General features: G+C 74.7%; 18 protein-coding genes. 7 read left to right on the top strand and 11 right to left on the bottom strand.

Going from position 1 to position 18,927, the window contains the following annotated elements; all coding sequences use genetic code 11:
• Nucleotides 1-40: 40 nt before the first annotated feature.
• Genes N555_RS0105700 through pheS form a run of 3 tightly spaced genes read right to left on the bottom strand, consistent with a single transcriptional unit; the run spans nucleotide 41 to nucleotide 4,375 of the window.
• Nucleotides 41-844, bottom strand: coding sequence for an SDR family NAD(P)-dependent oxidoreductase (locus tag N555_RS0105700; protein ID WP_029430532.1), 804 nt, complete (start codon nucleotides 842-844; stop codon nucleotides 41-43).
• Nucleotides 837-3,296: a phenylalanine--tRNA ligase subunit beta gene (pheT, locus tag N555_RS0105695; RefSeq protein ID WP_029430531.1), complete on the bottom strand. Its 2,460-nt coding sequence runs from the start codon at nucleotides 3,294-3,296 to the stop codon at nucleotides 837-839. The genes N555_RS0105700 and pheT overlap by 8 nt, the downstream gene beginning before the upstream one ends.
• The gene (gene pheS, locus N555_RS0105690) at nucleotides 3,293-4,375 is read right to left on the bottom strand and encodes a phenylalanine--tRNA ligase subunit alpha (protein ID WP_029430530.1); all 1,083 of its coding nucleotides are present in this window, start codon (nucleotides 4,373-4,375) and stop codon (nucleotides 3,293-3,295) included. Before pheS ends, pheT begins: the two co-directional genes overlap by 4 nt.
• Nucleotides 4,376-4,523: 148 nt before the next feature.
• Between pheS and N555_RS0105685 the strand changes: the two genes are divergently transcribed.
• Together N555_RS0105685 and N555_RS0105680 are read left to right on the top strand one after the other, a co-directional pair.
• Nucleotides 4,524-5,366 carry a DMT family transporter gene (locus N555_RS0105685; RefSeq protein ID WP_029430529.1) on the top strand — a complete coding sequence of 281 codons (843 nt, stop codon included), beginning with the start codon at nucleotides 4,524-4,526 and terminating at the stop codon, nucleotides 5,364-5,366.
• Between the two features lie 73 nt (nucleotides 5,367-5,439).
• Nucleotides 5,440-7,734 carry a diguanylate cyclase domain-containing protein gene (locus tag N555_RS0105680; RefSeq protein ID WP_034508933.1) on the top strand — a complete coding sequence of 765 codons (2,295 nt, stop codon included), beginning with the start codon at nucleotides 5,440-5,442 and terminating at the stop codon, nucleotides 7,732-7,734.
• A gap of 56 nt (nucleotides 7,735-7,790) precedes the next feature.
• Here N555_RS0105680 and N555_RS0105675 read toward each other — a convergent pair whose 3' ends face one another.
• Nucleotides 7,791-8,417 carry a TetR/AcrR family transcriptional regulator gene (locus N555_RS0105675; protein WP_051683773.1) on the bottom strand — a complete coding sequence of 209 codons (627 nt, stop codon included), beginning with the start codon at nucleotides 8,415-8,417 and terminating at the stop codon, nucleotides 7,791-7,793.
• Between the two features lie 87 nt (nucleotides 8,418-8,504).
• Between N555_RS0105675 and N555_RS0105670 the strand changes: the two genes are divergently transcribed.
• Nucleotides 8,505-9,419, top strand: a complete 915-nt coding sequence (locus N555_RS0105670; RefSeq protein ID WP_029430526.1) for an AurF N-oxygenase family protein — start codon at nucleotides 8,505-8,507, stop codon at nucleotides 9,417-9,419.
• A 38-nt stretch (nucleotides 9,420-9,457) separates the two neighbouring features.
• On the opposite strand, the gene N555_RS0105665 is transcribed toward N555_RS0105670, so the two are convergent.
• From N555_RS0105665 to N555_RS0105645, 5 genes are all read right to left on the bottom strand, one after another.
• Nucleotides 9,458-10,249 carry a TrmH family RNA methyltransferase gene (locus N555_RS0105665; RefSeq protein WP_029430525.1) on the bottom strand — a complete coding sequence of 264 codons (792 nt, stop codon included), beginning with the start codon at nucleotides 10,247-10,249 and terminating at the stop codon, nucleotides 9,458-9,460.
• 97 nt (nucleotides 10,250-10,346) lie between these two features.
• Nucleotides 10,347-10,736, bottom strand: a complete 390-nt coding sequence (gene rplT / locus N555_RS0105660) for a 50S ribosomal protein L20 (protein ID WP_029430524.1) — start codon at nucleotides 10,734-10,736, stop codon at nucleotides 10,347-10,349.
• Between the two features lie 35 nt (nucleotides 10,737-10,771).
• Nucleotides 10,772-10,966 carry a 50S ribosomal protein L35 gene (gene rpmI, locus N555_RS0105655; protein WP_029430523.1) on the bottom strand — a complete coding sequence of 65 codons (195 nt, stop codon included), beginning with the start codon at nucleotides 10,964-10,966 and terminating at the stop codon, nucleotides 10,772-10,774.
• Between the two features lie 116 nt (nucleotides 10,967-11,082).
• Nucleotides 11,083-11,700 (bottom strand): translation initiation factor IF-3, encoded by a 618-nt coding sequence (infC, locus tag N555_RS0105650; RefSeq protein ID WP_051683772.1) that lies wholly within the window; start codon nucleotides 11,698-11,700, stop codon nucleotides 11,083-11,085.
• A 335-nt stretch (nucleotides 11,701-12,035) separates the two neighbouring features.
• Nucleotides 12,036-12,524, bottom strand: a complete 489-nt coding sequence (locus tag N555_RS0105645) for a PH domain-containing protein (protein ID WP_034508930.1) — start codon at nucleotides 12,522-12,524, stop codon at nucleotides 12,036-12,038.
• 40 nt (nucleotides 12,525-12,564) lie between these two features.
• Between N555_RS0105645 and N555_RS0105640 the strand changes: the two genes are divergently transcribed.
• Together N555_RS0105640 and N555_RS0105635 are read left to right on the top strand one after the other, a co-directional pair.
• Nucleotides 12,565-13,629, top strand: coding sequence for an MBL fold metallo-hydrolase (locus tag N555_RS0105640; protein WP_029430520.1), 1,065 nt, complete (start codon nucleotides 12,565-12,567; stop codon nucleotides 13,627-13,629).
• Nucleotides 13,630-13,741: 112 nt separating this feature from the next.
• A complete protein-coding gene (locus N555_RS0105635) occupies nucleotides 13,742-14,860 on the top strand; it encodes a uroporphyrinogen-III synthase (RefSeq protein WP_029430519.1) in 1,119 nt (372 codons plus the stop codon).
• A gap of 45 nt (nucleotides 14,861-14,905) precedes the next feature.
• On the opposite strand, the gene N555_RS0105630 is transcribed toward N555_RS0105635, so the two are convergent.
• Nucleotides 14,906-16,300, bottom strand: coding sequence for an MFS transporter (locus N555_RS0105630; protein WP_029430518.1), 1,395 nt, complete (start codon nucleotides 16,298-16,300; stop codon nucleotides 14,906-14,908).
• Between the two features lie 164 nt (nucleotides 16,301-16,464).
• Between N555_RS0105630 and N555_RS0105625 the strand changes: the two genes are divergently transcribed.
• Both N555_RS0105625 and N555_RS0105620 read left to right on the top strand, forming a co-directional pair.
• Complete coding sequence (locus N555_RS0105625) at nucleotides 16,465-17,262, top strand: hypothetical protein (RefSeq protein WP_081866007.1); 798 nt, start codon at nucleotides 16,465-16,467, stop codon at nucleotides 17,260-17,262.
• A gap of 123 nt (nucleotides 17,263-17,385) precedes the next feature.
• Nucleotides 17,386-17,838, top strand: a complete 453-nt coding sequence (locus N555_RS0105620; protein WP_029430516.1) for a nuclear transport factor 2 family protein — start codon at nucleotides 17,386-17,388, stop codon at nucleotides 17,836-17,838.
• Between the two features lie 60 nt (nucleotides 17,839-17,898).
• Here the strand turns inward: N555_RS0105620 and N555_RS0105615 are convergent, their stop codons facing one another.
• Entirely contained in the window at nucleotides 17,899-18,903 is a 1,005-nt protein-coding gene (locus N555_RS0105615; RefSeq protein WP_156036205.1) for an iron-siderophore ABC transporter substrate-binding protein, read from the bottom strand.
• Nucleotides 18,904-18,927: the final 24 nt, after the last annotated feature.

Raw genomic sequence — 18,927 nt, 5'->3', positions numbered from 1 at the left:
GGTCCCGACCCTAGGCAGCCCGGACCGGTCCCGCAGCGTGTCAGGCGAGCGGGTCGTCGTCCCCGTACGGGCGCAGCCGCAGCTGCCGCGCCGCGTCCTCCGGGACCCTGGCGCGGGCGTCGTCGAGGTCGTCGGCCCCGACCCGCAGGAACCGGCCGCTCCAGGCGTCGAGCTCCCCGGCCGCGATCGCGGCGACGAACTCGACGACCTGCGCCGGATGCGTCCACTCGGTGCGGCCGGCGTGCATCGGCATGGCCTCGGTCATCGGGGTTCGGACGACGCCCGGCGCCAGGTCGAAGGCGTGCACGTCGGTGCCCTCCAGCGCGCCGGCCAGGGCCTCGGTCATCCGCATCAGGCCGGTCTTCGCCACCGAGTACGCCGAGTACTCCGGGCGGGCCCGCAGGCTCATCCCGCTGGCGATGTTCACGATCCGACCACGGTTGCGCAGGACCATCCACGGCACCACCGCGCGGCAGAGCAGGAACCCGCCGCGCACGTGGGTCGACACGACCTCCCACCACTGGTCGGGGTCGGTCTCCCACAGCGGCTCCTCGGCCGCGTCGACCTGGCCGGCGTTGTTCACCAGCAGGTCGACCCGCCCCAGCTGCTCGGTGACCTCCGCGACGGCGGCCTCCACCTGGGCGCGGTCGGTGACGTCGGCGGTCACCGCCAGGGTGCGCGCCCCGGTGGTGGCGGCGATCTCGTCCATCGCCGTCCGCAGCCGGTCCCCGGTCCGCGCCAGGCCGGCCACGGCCATGCCGCGGGCCGCGAGGCCCTCGGCCAGGGCCCGGCCGATGCCGGATCCCGCGCCGGTCACCAGCGCGACGCCGGAGAGGTCAGCCACGCAGCTGGGCTCCGGTCCGCTCGCCGACGAGGGCCACGGCGCGCTGCCGTACCTCCGCGGCTTCCTCGCCGGTCAGGGTCCGGTCCGGTGCCCGCAGGGTGAGCGCGTAGGCCAGCGACTTCTGCCCCTCCGGGACGGGGGTGCCGGTGTAGACGTCGAACAGCCGCACGGACTCCAGCAGCTCTCCGGCGCCCTCCGCCAGTGCGGACTCGACGTCGGCGGCGGCCACCTCGGCGGCCACCACGAACGCGAGGTCGAGCAGCACCGGCGGGAAGGCCGAGATCGACGGCCCGACCGGCACCGCGGCGGGGGGCAGCGCGTCGACGTCGAGCTCCATGACGCACGTGCGGGGCGGGAGCTCCAGGGCCGCGCAGACCCGCGGGTGCAGCTCGCCCGCGTGTCCGACGACGGTCTCCCCCACGAGCAGCTCGGCGCACCGGCCGGGGTGCCAGGGCGCGCGGTCGCCGGCGCGCACGGTGAGCTCGACCCCGGCCGCGGCGGCGACCCGGCGGGCGGCCTCGACCGCGTCGGCCCACTCGGCCGGCCGGCCCGGCCCCCACCAGCCGCGCGGCTCGCGGGCGCCGGTGAGCGCCACGGCCACGTGCCACGGCTGATCCGGGACGGCGCCCAGGAGCGCGGCGAGCGTCGCGTCATCGGGCCGGGCGTCGACACCGGGGAGCGGCGCCGGCGAGCGCCGGCCGCCCGGGAACACCGAGCCGTGCTCGAACAGGGCGAGGTCGCGCTGGCCACGGGCCAGGTTGCGGGCCAGGGTCGCGAGCAGGCCGGGCAGCAGCGTCGTCCGGAGCGCCGGCTCCTCCTCCGACAGCGGGTTCCGGACGACGACGACCTGGCGGCGCTCGTCGTCGGCGGGGAGGCCGAGGGCGTCCAGGGCCTTCTCCCCGACGAACGGGTAGGACGGCGCCTCCACGTAGCCGGCCTCGGCCAGGGCGCGGCCGATCGCGCGGCGGCGTCGCTGGGCCTCGGTCAGCCCGCGGCCGGGCGGCGCGGTCGGCAGCACGGACGGGATGTCGTCGATGCCGGCGAGGCGGACGACCTCCTCGACCAGGTCGGCCGGGTCGGTGAGGTCCGGGCGCCAGGACGGCGGGGTGACCCGGAGCGCGCCCTCTCCGTCCACGGAGCAGCCGACCGCGGTGAGCAGCTCGACCACCTGCGCGTCGGTGTACGGCACCCCGGCCACGCGGGCGGGCTTCCCGGCCTCGAGCGCGATGACCGGGCGCGGGCCGCGGGTGTCGACGTCGACCGGCGAGCCGACCACCCGCGCGCCGCCGTACTCGGCGAGCAGTGCCGCGGCACGGGCCAGGGCCGCGGTCGTCATCTCGGGGTCGACGCCGCGCTCGAACCGCTTGGCCGCCTCGCTGGGCAGCCGGTGCCGGCGGGCCGTGCGGGCCACGCCGGTCGGCTCCCAGTGCGCGGCCTCCAGCAGCACCGACGTCGTCCCGTCGCCGATCTCCGTCGAGGCCCCACCCATGACGGCGGCCAGGCCGATCGGGCCGGTGTCGTCGGTGATCAGCAGGTCGTCGGGGTCGAGTGCGCGGTCGACGCCGTCGAGCGTGGTGAGCCGCTCCCCCGCCCGTGCCCGGCGGACGACGATCGGCCCGGTCACCGCGTCGCGGTCGAAGGCGTGCATCGGCTGGCCGACCTCGAGCATCACGTAGTTGGTGACGTCGACGGCCAGCGAGATGCTGCGGACGCCGGACTGGGCCAGCCGCCGGCGCATCCACCACGGCGTCGGCGCGGTCGGGTCCAGGCCCTCCAGCGCGACCATCGAGAAGCGGTCGCAGCGGTCGGCATCCTCGACGCGCACCGGCCAGGCGGGCTCGCCGGACCAGGCGGGCATCTCCAGCTCACCGGCGTCGCGCCAGGAGACGCCCAGGCCAGTGCCCATCTCGCGGGCGATGCCGCGCATGGACAGGCAGTAGCCGCGGTCGGGGGTGACCGCGAGCTCGATGACGACGTCGTCCAGCCCGACGAGCGGCCCGGCCGGCGTGCCCGGGGCCGGGGCGTCGTCCCCGAGCACCAGGATCCCGGCGTGGTCGTCGCCGACGCCCAGCTCGCGGACCGAGCAGATCATCCCGTCGGAGACGTGGTCGTAGGTCTTCCGGGCGGCGATCTCGAAGCCGCCGGGCAGCACGGCGCCGGGCAGCGCGACCACCACGGCATCGCCGGCCGCGAAGTTGCGAGCGCCGCACACGATGCCCCGCGGCTCGGCCTCGCCGACGTCCACCTGCGTGTACCGGATCGGCTTCTTGAAGCCGGTCAGCTCCTCGATCTCCAGCACCCGGCCGACCACGAGCGGACCGGTCACCGGCTCGGGGCGGTGGATCTCCTCGACCTCGAGGCCGAGCCGGACGAAGGCGGTGTCGAGCTCCTCGACCGTCGTCCCGGCGGGGACGTCGACGTACTCGGCCAGCCAGCCGATCGGGACTCTCACAGCTCTACTCCGAACGCACTCGTGAACCGGACGTCGCCCTCGACGATGTCGCGCATGTCGCCGACGCCGGAGCGGAACTGCAGGGCCCGCTCGATGCCCACGCCGAAGGCGAAGCCGCTGTACTCCTCCGGGTCGACGCCGCAGGCCACCAGCACCCGGGGGTTGACCATCCCGCAGCCGCCCCACTCGACCCAGCGCGGGCCGTCGCGGTGCTCGGGGAACCAGACGTCGAACTCCGCCGACGGCTCGGTGAAGGGGAAGTAGCTCGGCCGCCACCGGGTGATCGCCTCGGCGCCGAACAGCGACCGGGCCAGGTGGTCCAGGGTGCCGCGCAGGTGGGCCATCGTCAGCCCGCGGTCGACCGCCAGGCCCTCGACCTGGTGGAAGACCGGGGTGTGCGTCGCGTCGAGCTCGTCGGTCCGGTAGACCCGCCCGGGCGCGACGACGTAGATCGGCGGGGTGCGCGACAGCATCGTGCGGGCCTGCACCGGGCTGGTGTGCGTCCGGAGCACCAGGCCGGAGTCGGCGTCCTGACCCGGCCCACCCCCGACGAAGAAGGTGTCCATCATCGTCCGCGCCGGGTGGTCGCGGCCGATGTTGAGCGCGTCGAAGTTCAGCCACTCGGCCTCGAGCTCGGGCCCCTCGGCGACCTCGTAGCCCATGCCGACGAAGACGTCGGCGATCCGCTCGGTGAGCGTGGTCAGCGGGTGGCGGGCGCCGCGCGGCACCCGGTCCCACGGCAGGGTGACGTCGACCCGCTCCTCGGCCAGGGCCCGCGCGTCCCGCTCGGCCTCCAGCTCCGCGAGCCGCTGCTCGTAGGCCTCGGTGACGGCGACGCGGGCGGCGTTCACCCGCTTCCCCGCGTCGGAACGGGCGGCCGGGGGCAGGGCACCCAGCTCGCGGCGGGCCAGCAGCACCGGCGCCCGGTCACCGAGGTGCGCCGGACGGACGGCGGCCAGCGCGGCCAGGTCGGCCGCGGCGCCGAACGCCGCGACCGCGGCGGCGACCGCCTCGTCGAGCGCCTCGGCGGAGAGCGCGGCGACCTGCTTGGGGTCGTAGGGGTCGTTGGCGCCAGACACGGGAGGCCATTCTGCCCGGCCGGGCCGCTGCGACGCGCGTGGGTTCTCCGACCCCCCTGCGAACCGCCTCGGCGAGATCTGCACAGTGGACGGCGTCGGCGCCCGATGGCGACGACCGTGCAGATCTCGTCGAGGGAGAGGAGGGGGTGTGGCGGTCGTCCTCGCCCTGGCGTCGGCGGTCGTCTACGGCGCCTCGGACTTCCTCGGCGGCCTGGCCAGCCGCCGGGCCACGGTGTTCGCGGTGGTGGCGCTGTCCCAGGCCGCCGGCCTCGCGGCCCTCCTGCTGCTGCTCCCCTGGCTCGGCGGACCGGTCACCGGCACCCAGCTGCTGTGGGGGGCCGCCGCCGGACTGGCCGGGTCGACCGGGCTGCTGGTCTTCTTCCGGGCGCTGGCCGGCGGCGTGATGAGCGTCATCGCGCCCACCACCGCGGTGACCGCCGCCGCCGTCCCGGTGCTCGTCGGGGTCTCCACCGGCGACCGCGTCGGCGTCGCGGCGACCGTCGGCATCCTGCTGGCGCTCGTGGCGATCGCCCTGGTCTCCGCCGAGGAGGGGCTCGGCGCGCTGCGGGCGGCCCGGCCGGCCGCGCTGGCGCCCGCCCTGCTCGCGGGTGCGGCGTTCGGGCTCTTCTTCGTGCTGCTGGACCGCACCGGCGACGACTCCGGCCTCACCCCGCTGGTCGCCGCGCGGTCGGCCTCGATCCTGCTGGTCCTCGTCATCGCCACGACCCGGCGCCGCTCGCTGCGCCCGCCGCGCGCCGCGCTGCCGTTGATCGTCGTCTCCGGCATCGGCGACATGGCGGCCAACGCGCTCTTCCTGCTCGCCACCCAGGCGCCCGGCCAGCTGGCGATCACCGGCGTGCTCGCCTCGCTGTACCCGGTCAGCACCGTCGTCCTCGCCCAGATCGTGCTGCGCGAGCGGCTGGTCGGGGCGCAGGTCGCGGGGCTGGTCACCGCCGCCGTCGCCGTCGTCCTGATCACCGTGCCCGGCTGACCGCCTCCCCCGCTGGGGTGGGTCCGTACCCGATGGGCTGCACCCGAGACCGCTCGGTGCCGATCGACTCTCCGTGGACCAGTACGCAGCCTCCGCCCCCGACCCCGCCCTCGACGCCGCGCTCGACGCCGTCCTCGCCGCCGGCGAGGACTACGGGACCGGGATCCGCAGCGTCTTCCAGCCCATCGTCGAGATCGACACCGGGCGCGTCGTCGCCTACGAGGCACTCGCTCGCGGGCCGGTAGGACCGCTGGAGCGGCCCGACGCGCTCTTCGCCACCGCACGGGCCGCCGGGCGCCTGGCCGAGCTCGACCAGATCTGCCGGTCCGCTGCCCTCCACGGCGCGCTCGAGCAGGGGCTGGTCGAGCCGCTGACGCTGTTCGTCAACGTGGAGCCCGAGGTGCTCGACCGGGCGCCGATGGAGACGCTGCTGGGCCTGGCGCAGTCCGCGCCGGGTGGCCTGCGCGTCGTCCTCGAGATCACCGAGCGGGCCCTGGCCGCGCGCCCGGCCGAGCTGCTGCGCACCGTGGAGCGGGTCCGGTCGGTCGGCTGGGGCGTGGCCGTGGACGACGTCGGCGCGGAGCCGATGTCCGTGGCGTTCATGCCGCTGCTGCGCCCCGACGTCGTCAAGCTCGACCTGCGGCTGGTCCAGGACCGCCCCGGCCCCGAGATCGCCACGATCATGAACGCGGTCAACGCCTACGCCGAGCGCACCGGCGCGGTGATCCTCGCCGAGGGCATCGAGCACGCGCAGCACCTGGCCGTCGCCCGCGGCCTGGGCGCCACCCTTGGGCAGGGCTGGCACTTCGGCCGCCCGGGCCCCGGCCCGGCCCCCGGGCGGGAGACCGGCGAGCTGCTCCTCCCCGACCGCGGGGGCGACACGGTCGCCGACGAGACCACCTCCCCCTTCGCCTGCCTCCCGGAGGGCACGGCGCTGCGCCGGGCACCCAAGGCGCTGCTCATCGAGCTGTCGAAGCAGCTGGAGCGCGAGGCCATGCGCATGGGCGACACCACCGTGGTCGCCGCGACCTTCCAGGAGGCCCGCCACTTCACCCCGTCGACCACCCAGCGCTACCGCGACCTCGTCGAGCGGACCGCCTTCGTCTGCGCGCTGGGCGAGGGGCTGTCCGAGGAGCCCCTGCCGGGCCTGCGCGGCGCCACCCTGGCCGACGCCGACCCGGTCCGCGGCGAGTGGGACCTCGCCGTCCTCAGCCCGCACTTCTCCGCCGCCCTGCTGGCCCGCGACCTCGGCGACGACGGCCCGGACGCCGAGCGCCGGTTCGAGTACGCCCTGACCTACGAGCGCGAGACGGTCGTCCGCGCGACCGCTTCCCTGCTGGCGCGGGTCGCGCCGCGGGTCGGCCCGGCGCCCGCCCCGACCGCGGCGAACGTCCCGAGCCCCGAGGCCGCCGTGGCCGTGGCACGGGTGGCCGCCGCCGGCGTCCCCGCCGGCGAGGCGCTCCTGATCGAGGCGCTGAACGCCACCCCCAGCGGGGTCGCGGTCGCCGACATGCGCCTGCCCGACCAGCCGCTGGTCTACGTCAACCCGGCGTTCGAGCGGCTGGCCGGCCTGCCCGCGGACCAGCTGCTCGGCCGCAACTGCCGGTTCCTGCAGAGCACCGACACCGACCCGGCCGCGGTCGCCCGCATCCGGGCCGCCGTCGCCGCCGGCGAGGAATGCCGCGAGACGGTGCTCAACGTCCGCGGGCCGGAGCGCACCCCGTGGTGGAACGAGCTGCACCTGGCGCCGGTCCGCGACGCCGACGGCACCGTCGTCCAGTACATCGGCGTGCAGGTCGACGTCACCGCGCGCGTCGAGGCCGAGCGGGCACTGCTGCAGGAACGCGACCGCACCCGCGCCGCACTCGCCCGCATCGAGGAACTGGCGGCCACCGACCCGCTGACCGGACTGGCCAACCGCCGCCGGCTGCAGGAGCAGGTGGAGACGGCGCTGTGGGACGCCCGCGCCCGGGGCGACGCCCTGGCCCTGCTGTTCCTCGACCTCGACGGCTTCAAGGCCGTCAACGACCGGCTGGGTCACGCCGCCGGCGACGTGCTGCTGCAGGAGGTGGCGGTGCGGCTGCGACGACGGCTGCGGCGCCGCGACCTGGTGGCCCGGCTGGGCGGTGACGAGTTCCTCGTCGCGCTGCCCGACCTCTCCGCCGACGACGCGCCCGCCGAGGCCCGCCGGATCGCCGCTGAGCTGGCCGAGGCCGTCTGCCGGCCGGTGGAGATGCACGGCGTCGCGGTCGACGTGCGGGTCAGCGTGGGGATCGCGGTGGCGCCGGACGACGGCGACGACTTCGCCTCGCTGCTGCACCTCGCGGACCTGCGGATGTACGAGGCCAAGGCGGCCGCCCGGGTCTGAGCTCCGGGCGGGATGGCGGTTCTGTGCGGTGCAGAACCGCCATTCCGCACGTCCGGTCAGCCGGGCAGCGGCGGCAGCAGCGTCGCGAGCCCGCCGTGGGCGAGGTCGGTCAGCTGGTCGGTGAGCTCGGCGGCGGACACCGCGCGGGTGCCCGACCACCAGTGGGCCGTCAGCTGCACCATCCCGACGACCCCGTAGGCCCAGGTCATCGCCGCACCGGTCGGTCGCCCGGCCGCCGCCAGCCGTTCGGTCATCAGCGTGCCGAGCGCCTGGGCGACCTGGTTCTCGGTCGCGGCGACGAGGTCGGCCCGCCCGGAGCGGCCGGCCTGGGCGTAGGCGAACCGGTAGAGGGCCGGCTCCTCCTCGATCAGCTGCACGAACGCGGCGATGACCGCGTGCAGCTGCGCGCGGTCGTCGGCGCGCTCCAGCGCCAGCTCCCCCAGCAACCGCGGCAGCAGGACCTCGGTGGAGATCCGCTCGAGGACGGCGTCGATCAGCTCGTCCTTGTCGCCGAAGTACCGGTAGATGACCGTCTTCGACACCCCGGCGGCGCGCGCGACGTCGTCCACGGAGAAGTCGGGCCCGGCCGTCCGCAGCGCGTCCAGCGCGGCGCCGACCAACTCCTCGCGGCGGATGCGCCGGTGCTCGTTCCACCGGGAGCTCCGGCCGTCGGTCTTCGACACGCCGTCATCCTCCCGCATCGGTTGCATGTGTCGCACGGTTACAGCTAACGTCGGAGACAGGAACACCGACTCCCGGAGGAAGTCCCGATGACCGCGACCGTCCCCGTTCGGACCCCCACCCGCGCCGCCGACCGCCAGGAGCTCTCCACCCGGCTCCTCGGCTCGGCCGCCAGGACCTCCTACGACCCGACGGTCGACGTCGACTGGGACGCGCCCGTCCCCGACGCCCTCTACGGTCTCTCGCCCGAGTGGTCCTCCCTCTACGGCACGCCGCTGTGGGAGGGGCTGACCGAGCAGCAGCGGGTCACGCTGACCATCCACGAGTACTGCTCGATCTCCGGCGTCGGCATCTGGTTCGAGTGCCTGCTCATGCAGCTGGTCCTCAAGGACGTCTACGGCGACGACCCGTCCCAGCCGCACGTGCAGTGGGCGCTCACCGAGATCGCCGACGAGTGCCGGCACTCGGTGATGTTCGCCCGGACGGCGCAGACCTTCGGGGCGCCGTCCTACCAGCCGCCGTCGTCGATCCTGCGGCTGGGCAAGGCCTTCGCCGCGCGCGGTTCCGGCCCCGCCGCCTACGCCGCGATCCTGGTCGCCGAGGAGATCCTCGACATCTTCCAGCGCGACCTCATGCGCGACGAGCGGGTGCAGCCGCTGACCCGCCGCACCAGCCAGATCCACGTCGTCGAGGAGGCGCGGCACATGCGCTTCGCCCGCGACGAGGTGGCCCGCCGCGCTCCGCGGCTGACCTGGCTCGGCCGCCGCCAGCACCGCACGGTGGTCGCCTCGGTCGCCGCCATCGTCGCCGACAACCTGGTGCAGCCGCAGGTCTACGCCTCGGTCGGGCTGGACCCGCAGGAGGCCAAGGCGGTCGCCCGGTCGAACGAGGCCTACCGCGCCAAGCTGCGCGACGCCTCGTCGGGCCTGGTGGCGTTCCTGCGCGAGGTCGGCCTGATCGGCGGCCCGTCCGAGCTGCTCTGGAAGCGCGCCGGCCTGCTCTGAGGATGCCGCTGAGGAGTGTTTCGCGCGCGAAACGCTCCTCAGCCCTGGGCGAGCTGGGTGGCGTAGAGGCAGATCGCGGCCGCCGCGGCGAGGTTGAGGCTCTCGGCGCGGCCGCGCATCGGGATCCGCACCCGGGCATCGGCCAGTGCCGCCAGCTCGTCGGGCACCCCGCGCGCCTCGTTCCCGAACAGCCAGAGCACCGGCCCGGCCAGGGCCTCCCCCAGCCCGTCGAGCGACGCCTCTCCCCCGCCGTCGGCGGCCAGCACGGTCACCCCGGCGGCGCGGACCGCGGGCAGCAGCTCGGCGAGCTCCGCACCGCGGACGACGTCGACGTGGAACAGGCTCCCGGCGCTGGAGCGCACCGCCTTGCCGCCGTAGGGATCGGCCGAGCCGGCGCCGAACACCACGGCGCCCGCACCGCAGGCGTCCGCGGTGCGCAGCACGGTGCCGGCGTTCCCCGGGTCGTTGAGCCCGGCCAGCGCGACCGACAGCCGTGGCGGCGCCCCGACCAGCCGGCCTGCGGGCACGTCGCGCAGCGCGCACACGGCCACGAGGCCCTGCGGCGTCACGGTCTCGGAGAGTCCTGCCGCCGCCTTCTCCGTCACCAGCCGCAGCGGGACGGCGGTGCCGGCCAGCAGGTCGGCCGCTCCCGCGGCGGCGGCCTCGGTGGCGAACACCTCGCGGACGTCGTCCGGTGCGGTGGCCAGCGCCTCCGACACCGCCTGACGGCCCTCGGCGAGGAACAGCCCCGCGGCATCGCGACCGGCACGGCGGGTGAGCCTGCGGGCGGCGGCGACCCGCGCCGACCGCTCGGTGAGCAGCTCGGTCATGACCCCTCCTCGCGGACGACGTCCCGGACAGACGGCGACGCCGCCGGTGCCGACCCCGGAGGGCCGGTCACCGACGGCGTCGTCAGTGCTACAGGCGTCAGGCGGCCTGAGCGCCGGTCGCCTCGGGGTTCGCGGCGAGCGCGGCCCGGGCGGACTCGACGAGCGCGGCGAAGGCGGCCGGCTCATTGACGGCCAGCTCGGCCAGCACGCGCCGGTCGAGCTCGATGCCGGCGAGCTTGAGGCCCTGCATGAACCGGTTGTAGGTCATGTCGTTGAGCCGGGCCGCAGCGTTGATGCGGGTGATCCACAGCTTGCGGAAGTCACCCTTGCGCGCCTTGCGGTCGCGGTAGTTGTAGGTCGCCGAGTGGAGGATCTGCTCCTTGGCCTTGCGGTACAGCCGGGACCGCTGACCCCGGTAGCCGCTGGCCGCCTCGAGAGTCGTCCGGCGCTTCTTCTGGGCGTTGACCGCCCGCTTCACGCGTGCCACGTGAGAGCTCCTGTCTGTTCGTTACGGGACGGCGGTCAGATGCCGAGCAGCTTCTTGATGTTCTTGGCGTCCGCCGGCGACACGACCTTGTTGGCGTCCAGGCGGCGCTTGCGCTGCCCCGTCTTGGCGGCGAACTTGTGCTGGTTGTTCGTCTGCTCGTGGATGAGCTTGCCGGTGCCGGTGACGCGCACCCGCTTGGCGGTGCCCTTGTGGGTCTTCTGCTTCGGCATGTCCCTCGCCTGTCTGTGGTCGACGCGTGGTCGGTCTGCGTGCGGGCGCGTGCGGCAGCGCGGGGCTGCCGCACGCATCCGGTGGTCTCGGTGGTGCGGTCTGCGGGGGCAGGGGGTCAGGCGGTGGGCGCCTGCTCCGTCTCCTGCTGCTGCTGCACCGGAGCCTGCTCCTTGTTCTGCTCGGCCTCGGCCTTGGCCTCGCGGCCCTTGGCGGACTGAGCAGCCTGCTGGAGCGCCTGCGCGTTCCGGTGCGGGGCGATCACCATGACCATGTTGCGGCCGTCCTGCTTCGGGTTGGACTCGACGACGCCCAGTTCGGACACGTCGGCGGCCAGCCGCTGCAGCAGGCGGTACCCCATCTCCGGGCGCGACTGCTCGCGGCCACGGAACATCACGGTGATCTTGACCTTGTCGCCGCCCTTGAGGAAGCGCTCGACGTGGCCCTTCTTCGTCTCGTAGTCGTGCGGGTCGATCTTGAGACGCAGCCGCATCTCCTTGATGACGGTGAGCGCCTGGTTGCGCCGGGACTCACGCGCCTTCTGGGCGGCCTCGTACTTGAACTTCCCGTAGTCCATGAGCTTGGCGACGGGCGGCCGGGCCATGGGCGCGACCTCGACGAGGTCGAGCTCGGAGTCCTGGGCCAGGCGCAGCGCTTCGCCGATCGACACGATGCCGACCTGCTCGCCCTCGGGACCGACCAGGCGGACCTCGGGGACGCGGATACGGTCGTTGATGCGGGGCTCGGTGATGGCCTCTCCTCTGCTTCAGCATGGGAGGGCTCGCTCGCCGCACCGGACGCCGGCAGACAGGAGGCCCCGCGAGCAGTCGCTCGACGGGGCCCACTGGCCGGTGGCGCACACGCCCGGGGGTGGTGCGCATCGCGGGCGCCGACCGGAGCCGGTGCCTGCGAACCGGGGACCTGGGCGCCTGGGGGGCGTCAGGTGGGAGCGGGCTCCTCTTGGTCAGCGGCCCGGGGCGGGGCCGCTGGGTGGTTCACGCGCCTCGATGTAGCGGGGGGAGGCACGCCCACACTACAGCGTCGGGGCGCCGGAGCACATTCCCGGGTCCGCTAGTCGTCGTAGAGCAGCGGCGGCCGGGCCGGTTCGGCGGCCTTCGCCTCGGCGAGCAGGGCCCGCAGGCCGTCGACGGCGTGGACGGCGTGCTCGCCGTCGACCGCGAGGACCGCCAGCAGCGACACCTCGTCGCCGTTGCCGAGCTGCAGGGTGGCCCAGGCGGACTTCCGCTCGAAGCGCACGGCCGTGACCGCGGACCAGGGATACACGTGCTGGATGAACAGGTTGCGCACCGCCACCCCGGAGGCGTCCGCGTCGACCCGCGAGCGGCCGAGCGTCAGGATGCCGGCGCCCAGGCTGATGCCGATGCCGATGAGCGCGACCTGGTCGACCCAGCCGAACTCGACGACGCCGGTCGAGGAGTCGGGCAGCGTCAGGCCGACGACGACCATGACGGCGACCACGACGGCCGCAACCACCGCGCAGACCAGCCGCAGGCGGCGGGGCACGGCGGAGACGCGGGCGGGGGCAACCGGAGAGGGCACGGCGCCATCATCCCAGTGCGCGGACTGGCATGGTGCGGGCGTGGACAGCGACGTCGAGATCACCGGGCCGGCCCAGCGTGCGGCGTGGCTGGCCCGGGAGGTCCCCCCGGTCGAGCAGCTGCGCGAGGACCTGTGGTCGATCCCGGTCCCCATGCCGGACAACCCCCTGCGCTACATCACCGCCTACGTGTTCGCCCTCGCCGGTGGCGGGCTCGGCATGGTCGACACCGGGTGGGACTCCGACGACGCCTGGGACGCCCTGCGCGCCGGCCTCACCGCGATCGGGGGCGACGTCGCCGACGTCCGCGGGGTCCTGGTCACCCACATGCACGGCGACCACAACGGCCTGTCCAACCGGGTCCGGGACGCGTCCGGCGCCTGGGTGGCGATGCACCCGGCCGACGCCGACATCGTCCGCGGCATGCAGCACGTCGACGTCGAGCAGTTCATCCGCGAGCAGGCCGCCTACATGGTCTCGCTGGGCGCCGACCCGGAGACCGCGGCCTCCGACGCCCCCACGCCGGAGCGGCTGGCCGGGCTGCGGCGGCAGGCGGTGCCCGACCGGCTCCTGGAGGACGGCGACCTGGCCGACTTCCCGGGCTGGTCGCTGCGCGCCGTCCACACGCCGGGGCACACCCCCGGCCACCTCTGCTTCGCCGAGGAGCGCACCGGGCTGTTCCTCGCCGGCGACCACGTGCTCCCCCGCATCAGCCCCAACATCTCCGCCGGCCAGCGGCTCGAGGAGGACCCGCTGCGCGACTACCTCTCCTCGCTGGCGTCCGTCGCCGACCGCGAGGAGCCGGTGGAGGTGCTGCCCGCCCACGAGTGGCGCTTCCGCGGCCTGGGCCTGCGCACCCGCGAGCTCACCGCCCACCACGAGCAGCGGCTGGCCGAGCTGCTGGACGCCATCCGCACGCATCCGCACAGCACCCCCTGGGAGCTGGCCGGGCACCTCACCTGGTCGCGGCCGTGGGAGCAGTACGCCAACTCGATGCGGATGTTCGCCGTCACCGAGACGGTGGCCCACCTGCGGCTGCTGGCCAGCCGGGGTCTGGTGGTCGGCAGCGACGGCGCGGTGGTCACGTGGACGGTCGCTGTCCGCTGAGACCGCGGGGCATCGGCACGTGACCGGTGCCACTGCCGCCTCCCCGGGTGCGACACATGCCCGCAACGCGGGTGCCCCACGATGGGCCGGCGACAGCACCGAGGGGGCATGCGTGACCGAGACCGAGCAGGGCCCGGACGGCGTCCTGCCCCTGGCGGGCTACACCGTCGCGGTCACCGCGGCCCGCCGCAAGGAGGAGCTCGGCGCCCTGCTGGACCGCCGCGGCGCCCGGGTCGTCTACGCCCCGGCGATCCGCATCGTGCCGCTGTCCGACGACACCGAGCTCGTGGCCGCGACGCGGCAGGTGCTGGCCGCACCGGTCGACCTCGTGATCGCGACGACCGGCGTCGGCTTCCGGGGGTGGCTCGAGGCCGCCGAGGCGTGGGACCTGCCCCTGGTCGACCACCTGCGCTCGGCGCGGGTCCTGGCCCGCGGCCCCAAGGCCCGCGGGGCGATCCGGGGCGCCGGGCTGGTCGACGCGTGGTCGCCGGAGTCGGAGTCCTCCGCCGAGGTCCTCTCGCACCTGCTCTCGGGGGCGGAGGGCCCCCTGCAGGGCCGCCGGATCGCCGTCCAGCTGCACGGCGACCCCCTGCCCGACCTCGTCGCCGGGCTGAAGTGCACCGGGGCGGAGGTGCTCACCGTCCCCGTCTACCGCTGGGTGCTGCCGGAGGACGTCACCCCGGTGCGCCGGCTGGTCGCCTCCGTCGTCGCCGGCCAGGTGGACGCCATCACGTTCACCAGCGCGCCCGCCGCTGCCAGCCTCCTGCAGGTCGCGGGCGACCTCGGCCAGCGCGAGCAGCTGGTCGCCGCGATGCGCGAGCGGGTGATGGCCGTCGCCGTGGGCTCGGTGACCGCCGGCCCGCTCGAGGCCGCCGGCATCCCGACGTGCCAGCCCGAACGCGCCCGGCTCGGTGCGCTGGCCCGGGAGGTGGTGGCCCGGCTGCCCGAGCGCGACCCGGTGCTGCAGCTGGGCGGGATCACGCTGCAGGTCCGCGGGAGCGCGGCGGTGGTCGACGGCCGGCTGGTCGAGCTGGCACCGGGGCCGATGGGGGTGCTGCGCGCGCTGGCCCGCCGTCCCGGCGCCGTGGTCGCCCGGCCGGAGCTGGTCGGCTGCCTGGCCGGGGGTGGGGACGAGCACGCGGTGGAGATGGCGGTGACCCGGCTGCGGGCGGCGCTGGGCCGCGGCGTCGTCGAGACCGTCGTCAAGCGCGGCTACCGCCTACCGGTGTGAAGCGGAGTGTGGGAGCGCAGGTTTCCTGCGCTCCCACACTCCGCATCAGACCCCGGCCATCGGGGCGCCCTTGCGGAGGTAGACCGTCCAGGTCACCACCACACAGACGGCGTAGAAGGCGATGAACGCGATGTAGGCGCCGTCGCCACTGCCGGTGGAGAGGAACGACTGGCGGAACGCCAGGTTGACCAGCACCCCGCCGAAAGCGCCCACCGCGCCGGCGATGCCGATCAGCGCGCCGGACATCCGCAGCGCCCGCCGGTCGGCGGCGACGCCGTCCCCGCCGGCTGCCACCGCGACCTGGGCCTGGGTGCGGAAGATCGCCGGGATCATCTTGTAGGTCGAGCCGTTGCCGATGCCGCTGAGGACGAAGAGCAGCACGAAGCCGATGACGAACAGCGGCAGCGACTCCGCGAGGCTGGCGGCCAGCACCACCGAGGCGCCCACCGCCATCGCGATGAAGTTGACGAACGTGATCCGCGCGCCGCCGAAACGGTCGGCCAGGGATCCGCCGATCGGCCGGATCAGGCTGCCCAGCAGCGGCCCGAGCCAGGTGAGGTAGGCGGCCTTGAGCGGGGTGTCGAAGTCGACTGCGAACTGGTTCTGCAGCACCTGGCCGAAGGCGAACCCGAACCCGATGAACGAGCCGAAGGTCCCGATGTAGAGGAACGCCATGATCCAGGTGTGCGGCTCCCGGGTCGCCTCGCGCATCGCCCGCGGCTGGTTGCGCGCGGTGGAGAGGTTGTCCATGACCAGCGCAGCGCCGACGGCCGCGGCGACGATGAGCGGCATGTAGATGACCAGGATGATCCGCGGGTGCTCCACCCCGGCCGTGGCCAGCACGAGCAGACCGACGAGCTGGATCACCGGGACGCCGAGGTTGCCGCCGCCGGCGTTGAGCCCGAGCGCCCAGCCCTTCAGCCGGTCCGGGTAGAAGGCGTTGATGTTGGCCATCGAGCTGGCGAAGTTGCCGCCGCCGACACCCGCCAGGCAGCTGACGAAGAGCAGCGTGGAGTAGTCGACGCCCGGCTTCAGCACGATCGCCGTGGCGATCGTCGGGACCAGGAGCAGCGCGGCCGACACGATGGTCCAGTTGCGGCCGCCGAACTTGGCGACGGCGAACGTGTAGGGCAGCCGCACGAAGGCGCCCAGCGCGGTCGGCAGCGTGGTGAGCAGGAACTTGCCGGCCGGGTCGATGCCGTAGACCGACTCGGGCAGGAACAGCACCAGCACCGACCACAGGCTCCAGATCGAGAAGCCGATGTGCTCGGAGAACACCGAGAAGAAGAGGTTGCGTCGGGCGACGCGCTGTCCGGTGCCCTCCCAGAACTGGGGGTCCTCGGGGCGCCAGTCGTCGATCCACCTCCCGCCGCGCGGCGGTGGCGCGGGAGGCGCGACGGGGGCGGAGGCGACGTCGGTGGGGCGGGTGGGAGCGGCCATGCGGGAACGGTGACGGCACGCGGTTCCCCGCCCGTTGCCGCGCGGATGACCTTCTGTTCCGTTTCCCTCACGGGAGGCCGACGGCGGCCGTGAGGCTGCCCCGCCCTGGTGAGACGGCCGCCCGATCCGGTGCGCGGGCAGCACCGCGCCGGGATGATCACCGCGTGACCGACATCGTGGACGGCGTGGCGCCCTCGGGCCGGACCCTGGTCGAGAGCGGGGAACCGGTGGCCGGGTCGATGAGCCGGTCTGCCGCCGCTCTCCTGTTCGAGGCCGGGACGACGCGGGTGACCGTCGACGACCGGCTGGCCGCGTGCCTGCGCCGGGTGGCCGCCGGCAGCGCACTCCTCCCGGTACCGCGGGAGCGGGTGCGTGCCGGGGCGGCCCTGGCGTTCGCCGTCGAGCTCACCGTGACCCGGGCCTCGCAGGGCCGGGCCGTGCGCTCGGATGGGTTCCTCACCCCCGACGTGGGCGGTCGCGCGCCGGCCGACGAGCTGGCCGAGGCCGCCGTCCTCGCCGCCCGGCTGACGCCCGAGGAGTGGCGCGTCCGGCACCTGGGCTACCTGCTGGCCGAGGCGGTGGTCTCCGCCGACCTCGACGCCGGGGTCGTGCACCGCGCCCTCCGCCTGGCCGGCGAGCTCACCGGCCGGCAGCTCGTCGTCCTCGCCGCGGTCGGGCGCCGGGAGCGCACGCCGCTGCCGATGGCGCCCCTGCCGGTCGACCCGCGCGGCTGGACGGCGTGGGGGGCGCTCGAGGACGTCGCCGACCTCCAGCGCCGCGGGCTGCTCGACCCGCCCCCGATGACGGCCCGGCCGGGTGGCGCCGCGCTCCCCCGGCTGCGGATGGCCGACCTGCGGCTCACCCGCCGCGGGGTGCTGCTGCACCGCCTGCTGGGCCTGGACTTCGTCCGCGAGGAGGCGGTCACCGCCGCACTGGCCGACCTGGACCTCCCCCGCTCCTGAGCCTCTCGCGCGCGCGAGGCTCCACGCCATCAGAACGTGACGGCCCGGACGTGGGTCGAGGCCGGCCGACCTGAGGTGTCTCCGTCGCTATGGTCCGGGTCACACCCGACCTCCGGAGGACCCGTGGACCTGCAGACCCTCGCCGACCGCATCGAGATCCGCGACGTGCTGACCCGCTACTGCCACGGGATCGACCGCGGCGACTGGGAGATGTACCGCAGCGTGTTCACCGACGACGCAGTCATCGACTACACCTCGGCCGGGGCGGCGAAGCTCCCGCGCGACGAGATGGTGGAGATGCTGTCGGGCGCGTTCTCGACGTTCCCCTTCACCCAGCACCACGTCACCAACATCGAGGTCCACCTCGACGGGGACACCGCGAAGGTGATCGCCGACTTCTACAACCCGATGCAGATCCCCGGCGTGCAGGGCTTCACCTACACCGGGGGCTACTACCACCACGACATGGTCCGGACGCCCGACGGCTGGCGGTCCCGGCACCTGTACGAGGAGAGCATCTGGTTCGTGAACCCGGTGCAGGCCCCGCCCGAGGGCGTCGTCGTCAGCCCGTCCTGAGCCGAGACCACAGCGGGCGCCGCTCCCGGGTGGGAGCGGCGCCCGCCGGGCGTGCGGGCCTCAGGCGCCCGACACGACCTCGGAGATCTTCGGGACGAAGCTCTCGAGCAGGTACGGCAGGCTCAGCACGCTGGAGAACTGCAGCGCGTCGTAGTCCGAGCCCTCGATGAACAGGTCACGCTCCTCGGCGACCGCGGGGATCGAGCCGAGGATCGGGTCCCCCTCGATCTCGGCACGCTCGGCGTCCGAGCCGGACTGCCAGAACAGCACGTCGGCGTCGAGCAGGCCGGCCTGCTCCTGGCTGACGGTGCCGTAGAACTCGTCACCGGCGATGTCGTCCAGGCCGGGCGCGTTGACCATGCCGAAGTCCAGGAAGAACTGGGTGCGGGTGTCGCTCGAGGCGTGGAACGGGTACTCGCCCTCGTAGGCCGGGCCCGAGAGGGTCAGCGTCTTGCCCTCCAGCTCCGGGTGGGCGGCGCGCACCTCCTCGAACTGGGCCTCGACCTCGGCGACGAGCTCCTCGGCGCGCTCCTCCTGGCCGAGGGCCCGGCCGGTGATGAGCGTCTGGTCCTGCCAGGGCGTGCCGAAGGCGGGGAACTCGGCGGGCTGCACGACGACCGGCGCGATGCCGCTGAGGGTCTCGTACTCGTCCTCGGTCAGGCCCGCCGTCACGGCCATGATCAGATCGGGCTCCAGCGCGGCGATCTGCTCGGCGCTGACCTCGGTGCGGTCGAGGATCTCCGGCTCGGCGTCGCCGGCCGCCTCGTCCGCCCACGGGAAGAAGACGTCGTCCTCGGGACCGAAGGCGTAGCGGACGCCGACGGGCACCACGCCGAAGGCCAGGATCGCGTCCTGCTCGGTGTAGCCCAGGGACACGACCCGCTGCGGCTCCTCCGGGATCTCGGTCTCCCCGTAGGCGTGCTCGATGGTCACGGGGAACGCCGACGAGCTCCCCGACGAGGAGGCTCCGCCGGAGTCGCCGTCGCCGTCGTCGTCCGAGCCACAACCGGACAGGACCAGGGAGAGCGACAGGCCCGCGAGGACGGCGCCCCGCGTGCGGTTCATGATCGACATGAGGCACAGTTCTAG

The organism is Blastococcus sp. URHD0036 (assembly GCF_000701365.1).
Classification (GTDB): Bacteria; Actinomycetota; Actinomycetes; order Mycobacteriales; family Geodermatophilaceae; genus Trujillonella.
Note: the sequence above shows the minus strand (reverse complement) of the source record. Positions and strands in the feature narration are given on the sequence as shown.

Excerpts from the sequence above, each read along its gene's own strand:
- N555_RS0105670 (WP_029430526.1), top strand. The coding sequence starts at position 8,505 with ATGACCGCGACCGTCCCCGTTCGGACCCCCACCCGCGCCGCCGACCGC.
- N555_RS0105665 (WP_029430525.1), bottom strand. The coding sequence starts at position 10,249 with ATGACCGAGCTGCTCACCGAGCGGTCGGCGCGGGTCGCCGCCGCCCGC.
- rpmI (WP_029430523.1), bottom strand. The coding sequence starts at position 10,966 with ATGCCGAAGCAGAAGACCCACAAGGGCACCGCCAAGCGGGTGCGCGTC.
- N555_RS0105630 (WP_029430518.1), bottom strand. The coding sequence starts at position 16,300 with ATGGCCGCTCCCACCCGCCCCACCGACGTCGCCTCCGCCCCCGTCGCG.
- N555_RS0105615 (WP_156036205.1), bottom strand. The coding sequence starts at position 18,903 with ATGAACCGCACGCGGGGCGCCGTCCTCGCGGGCCTGTCGCTCTCCCTG.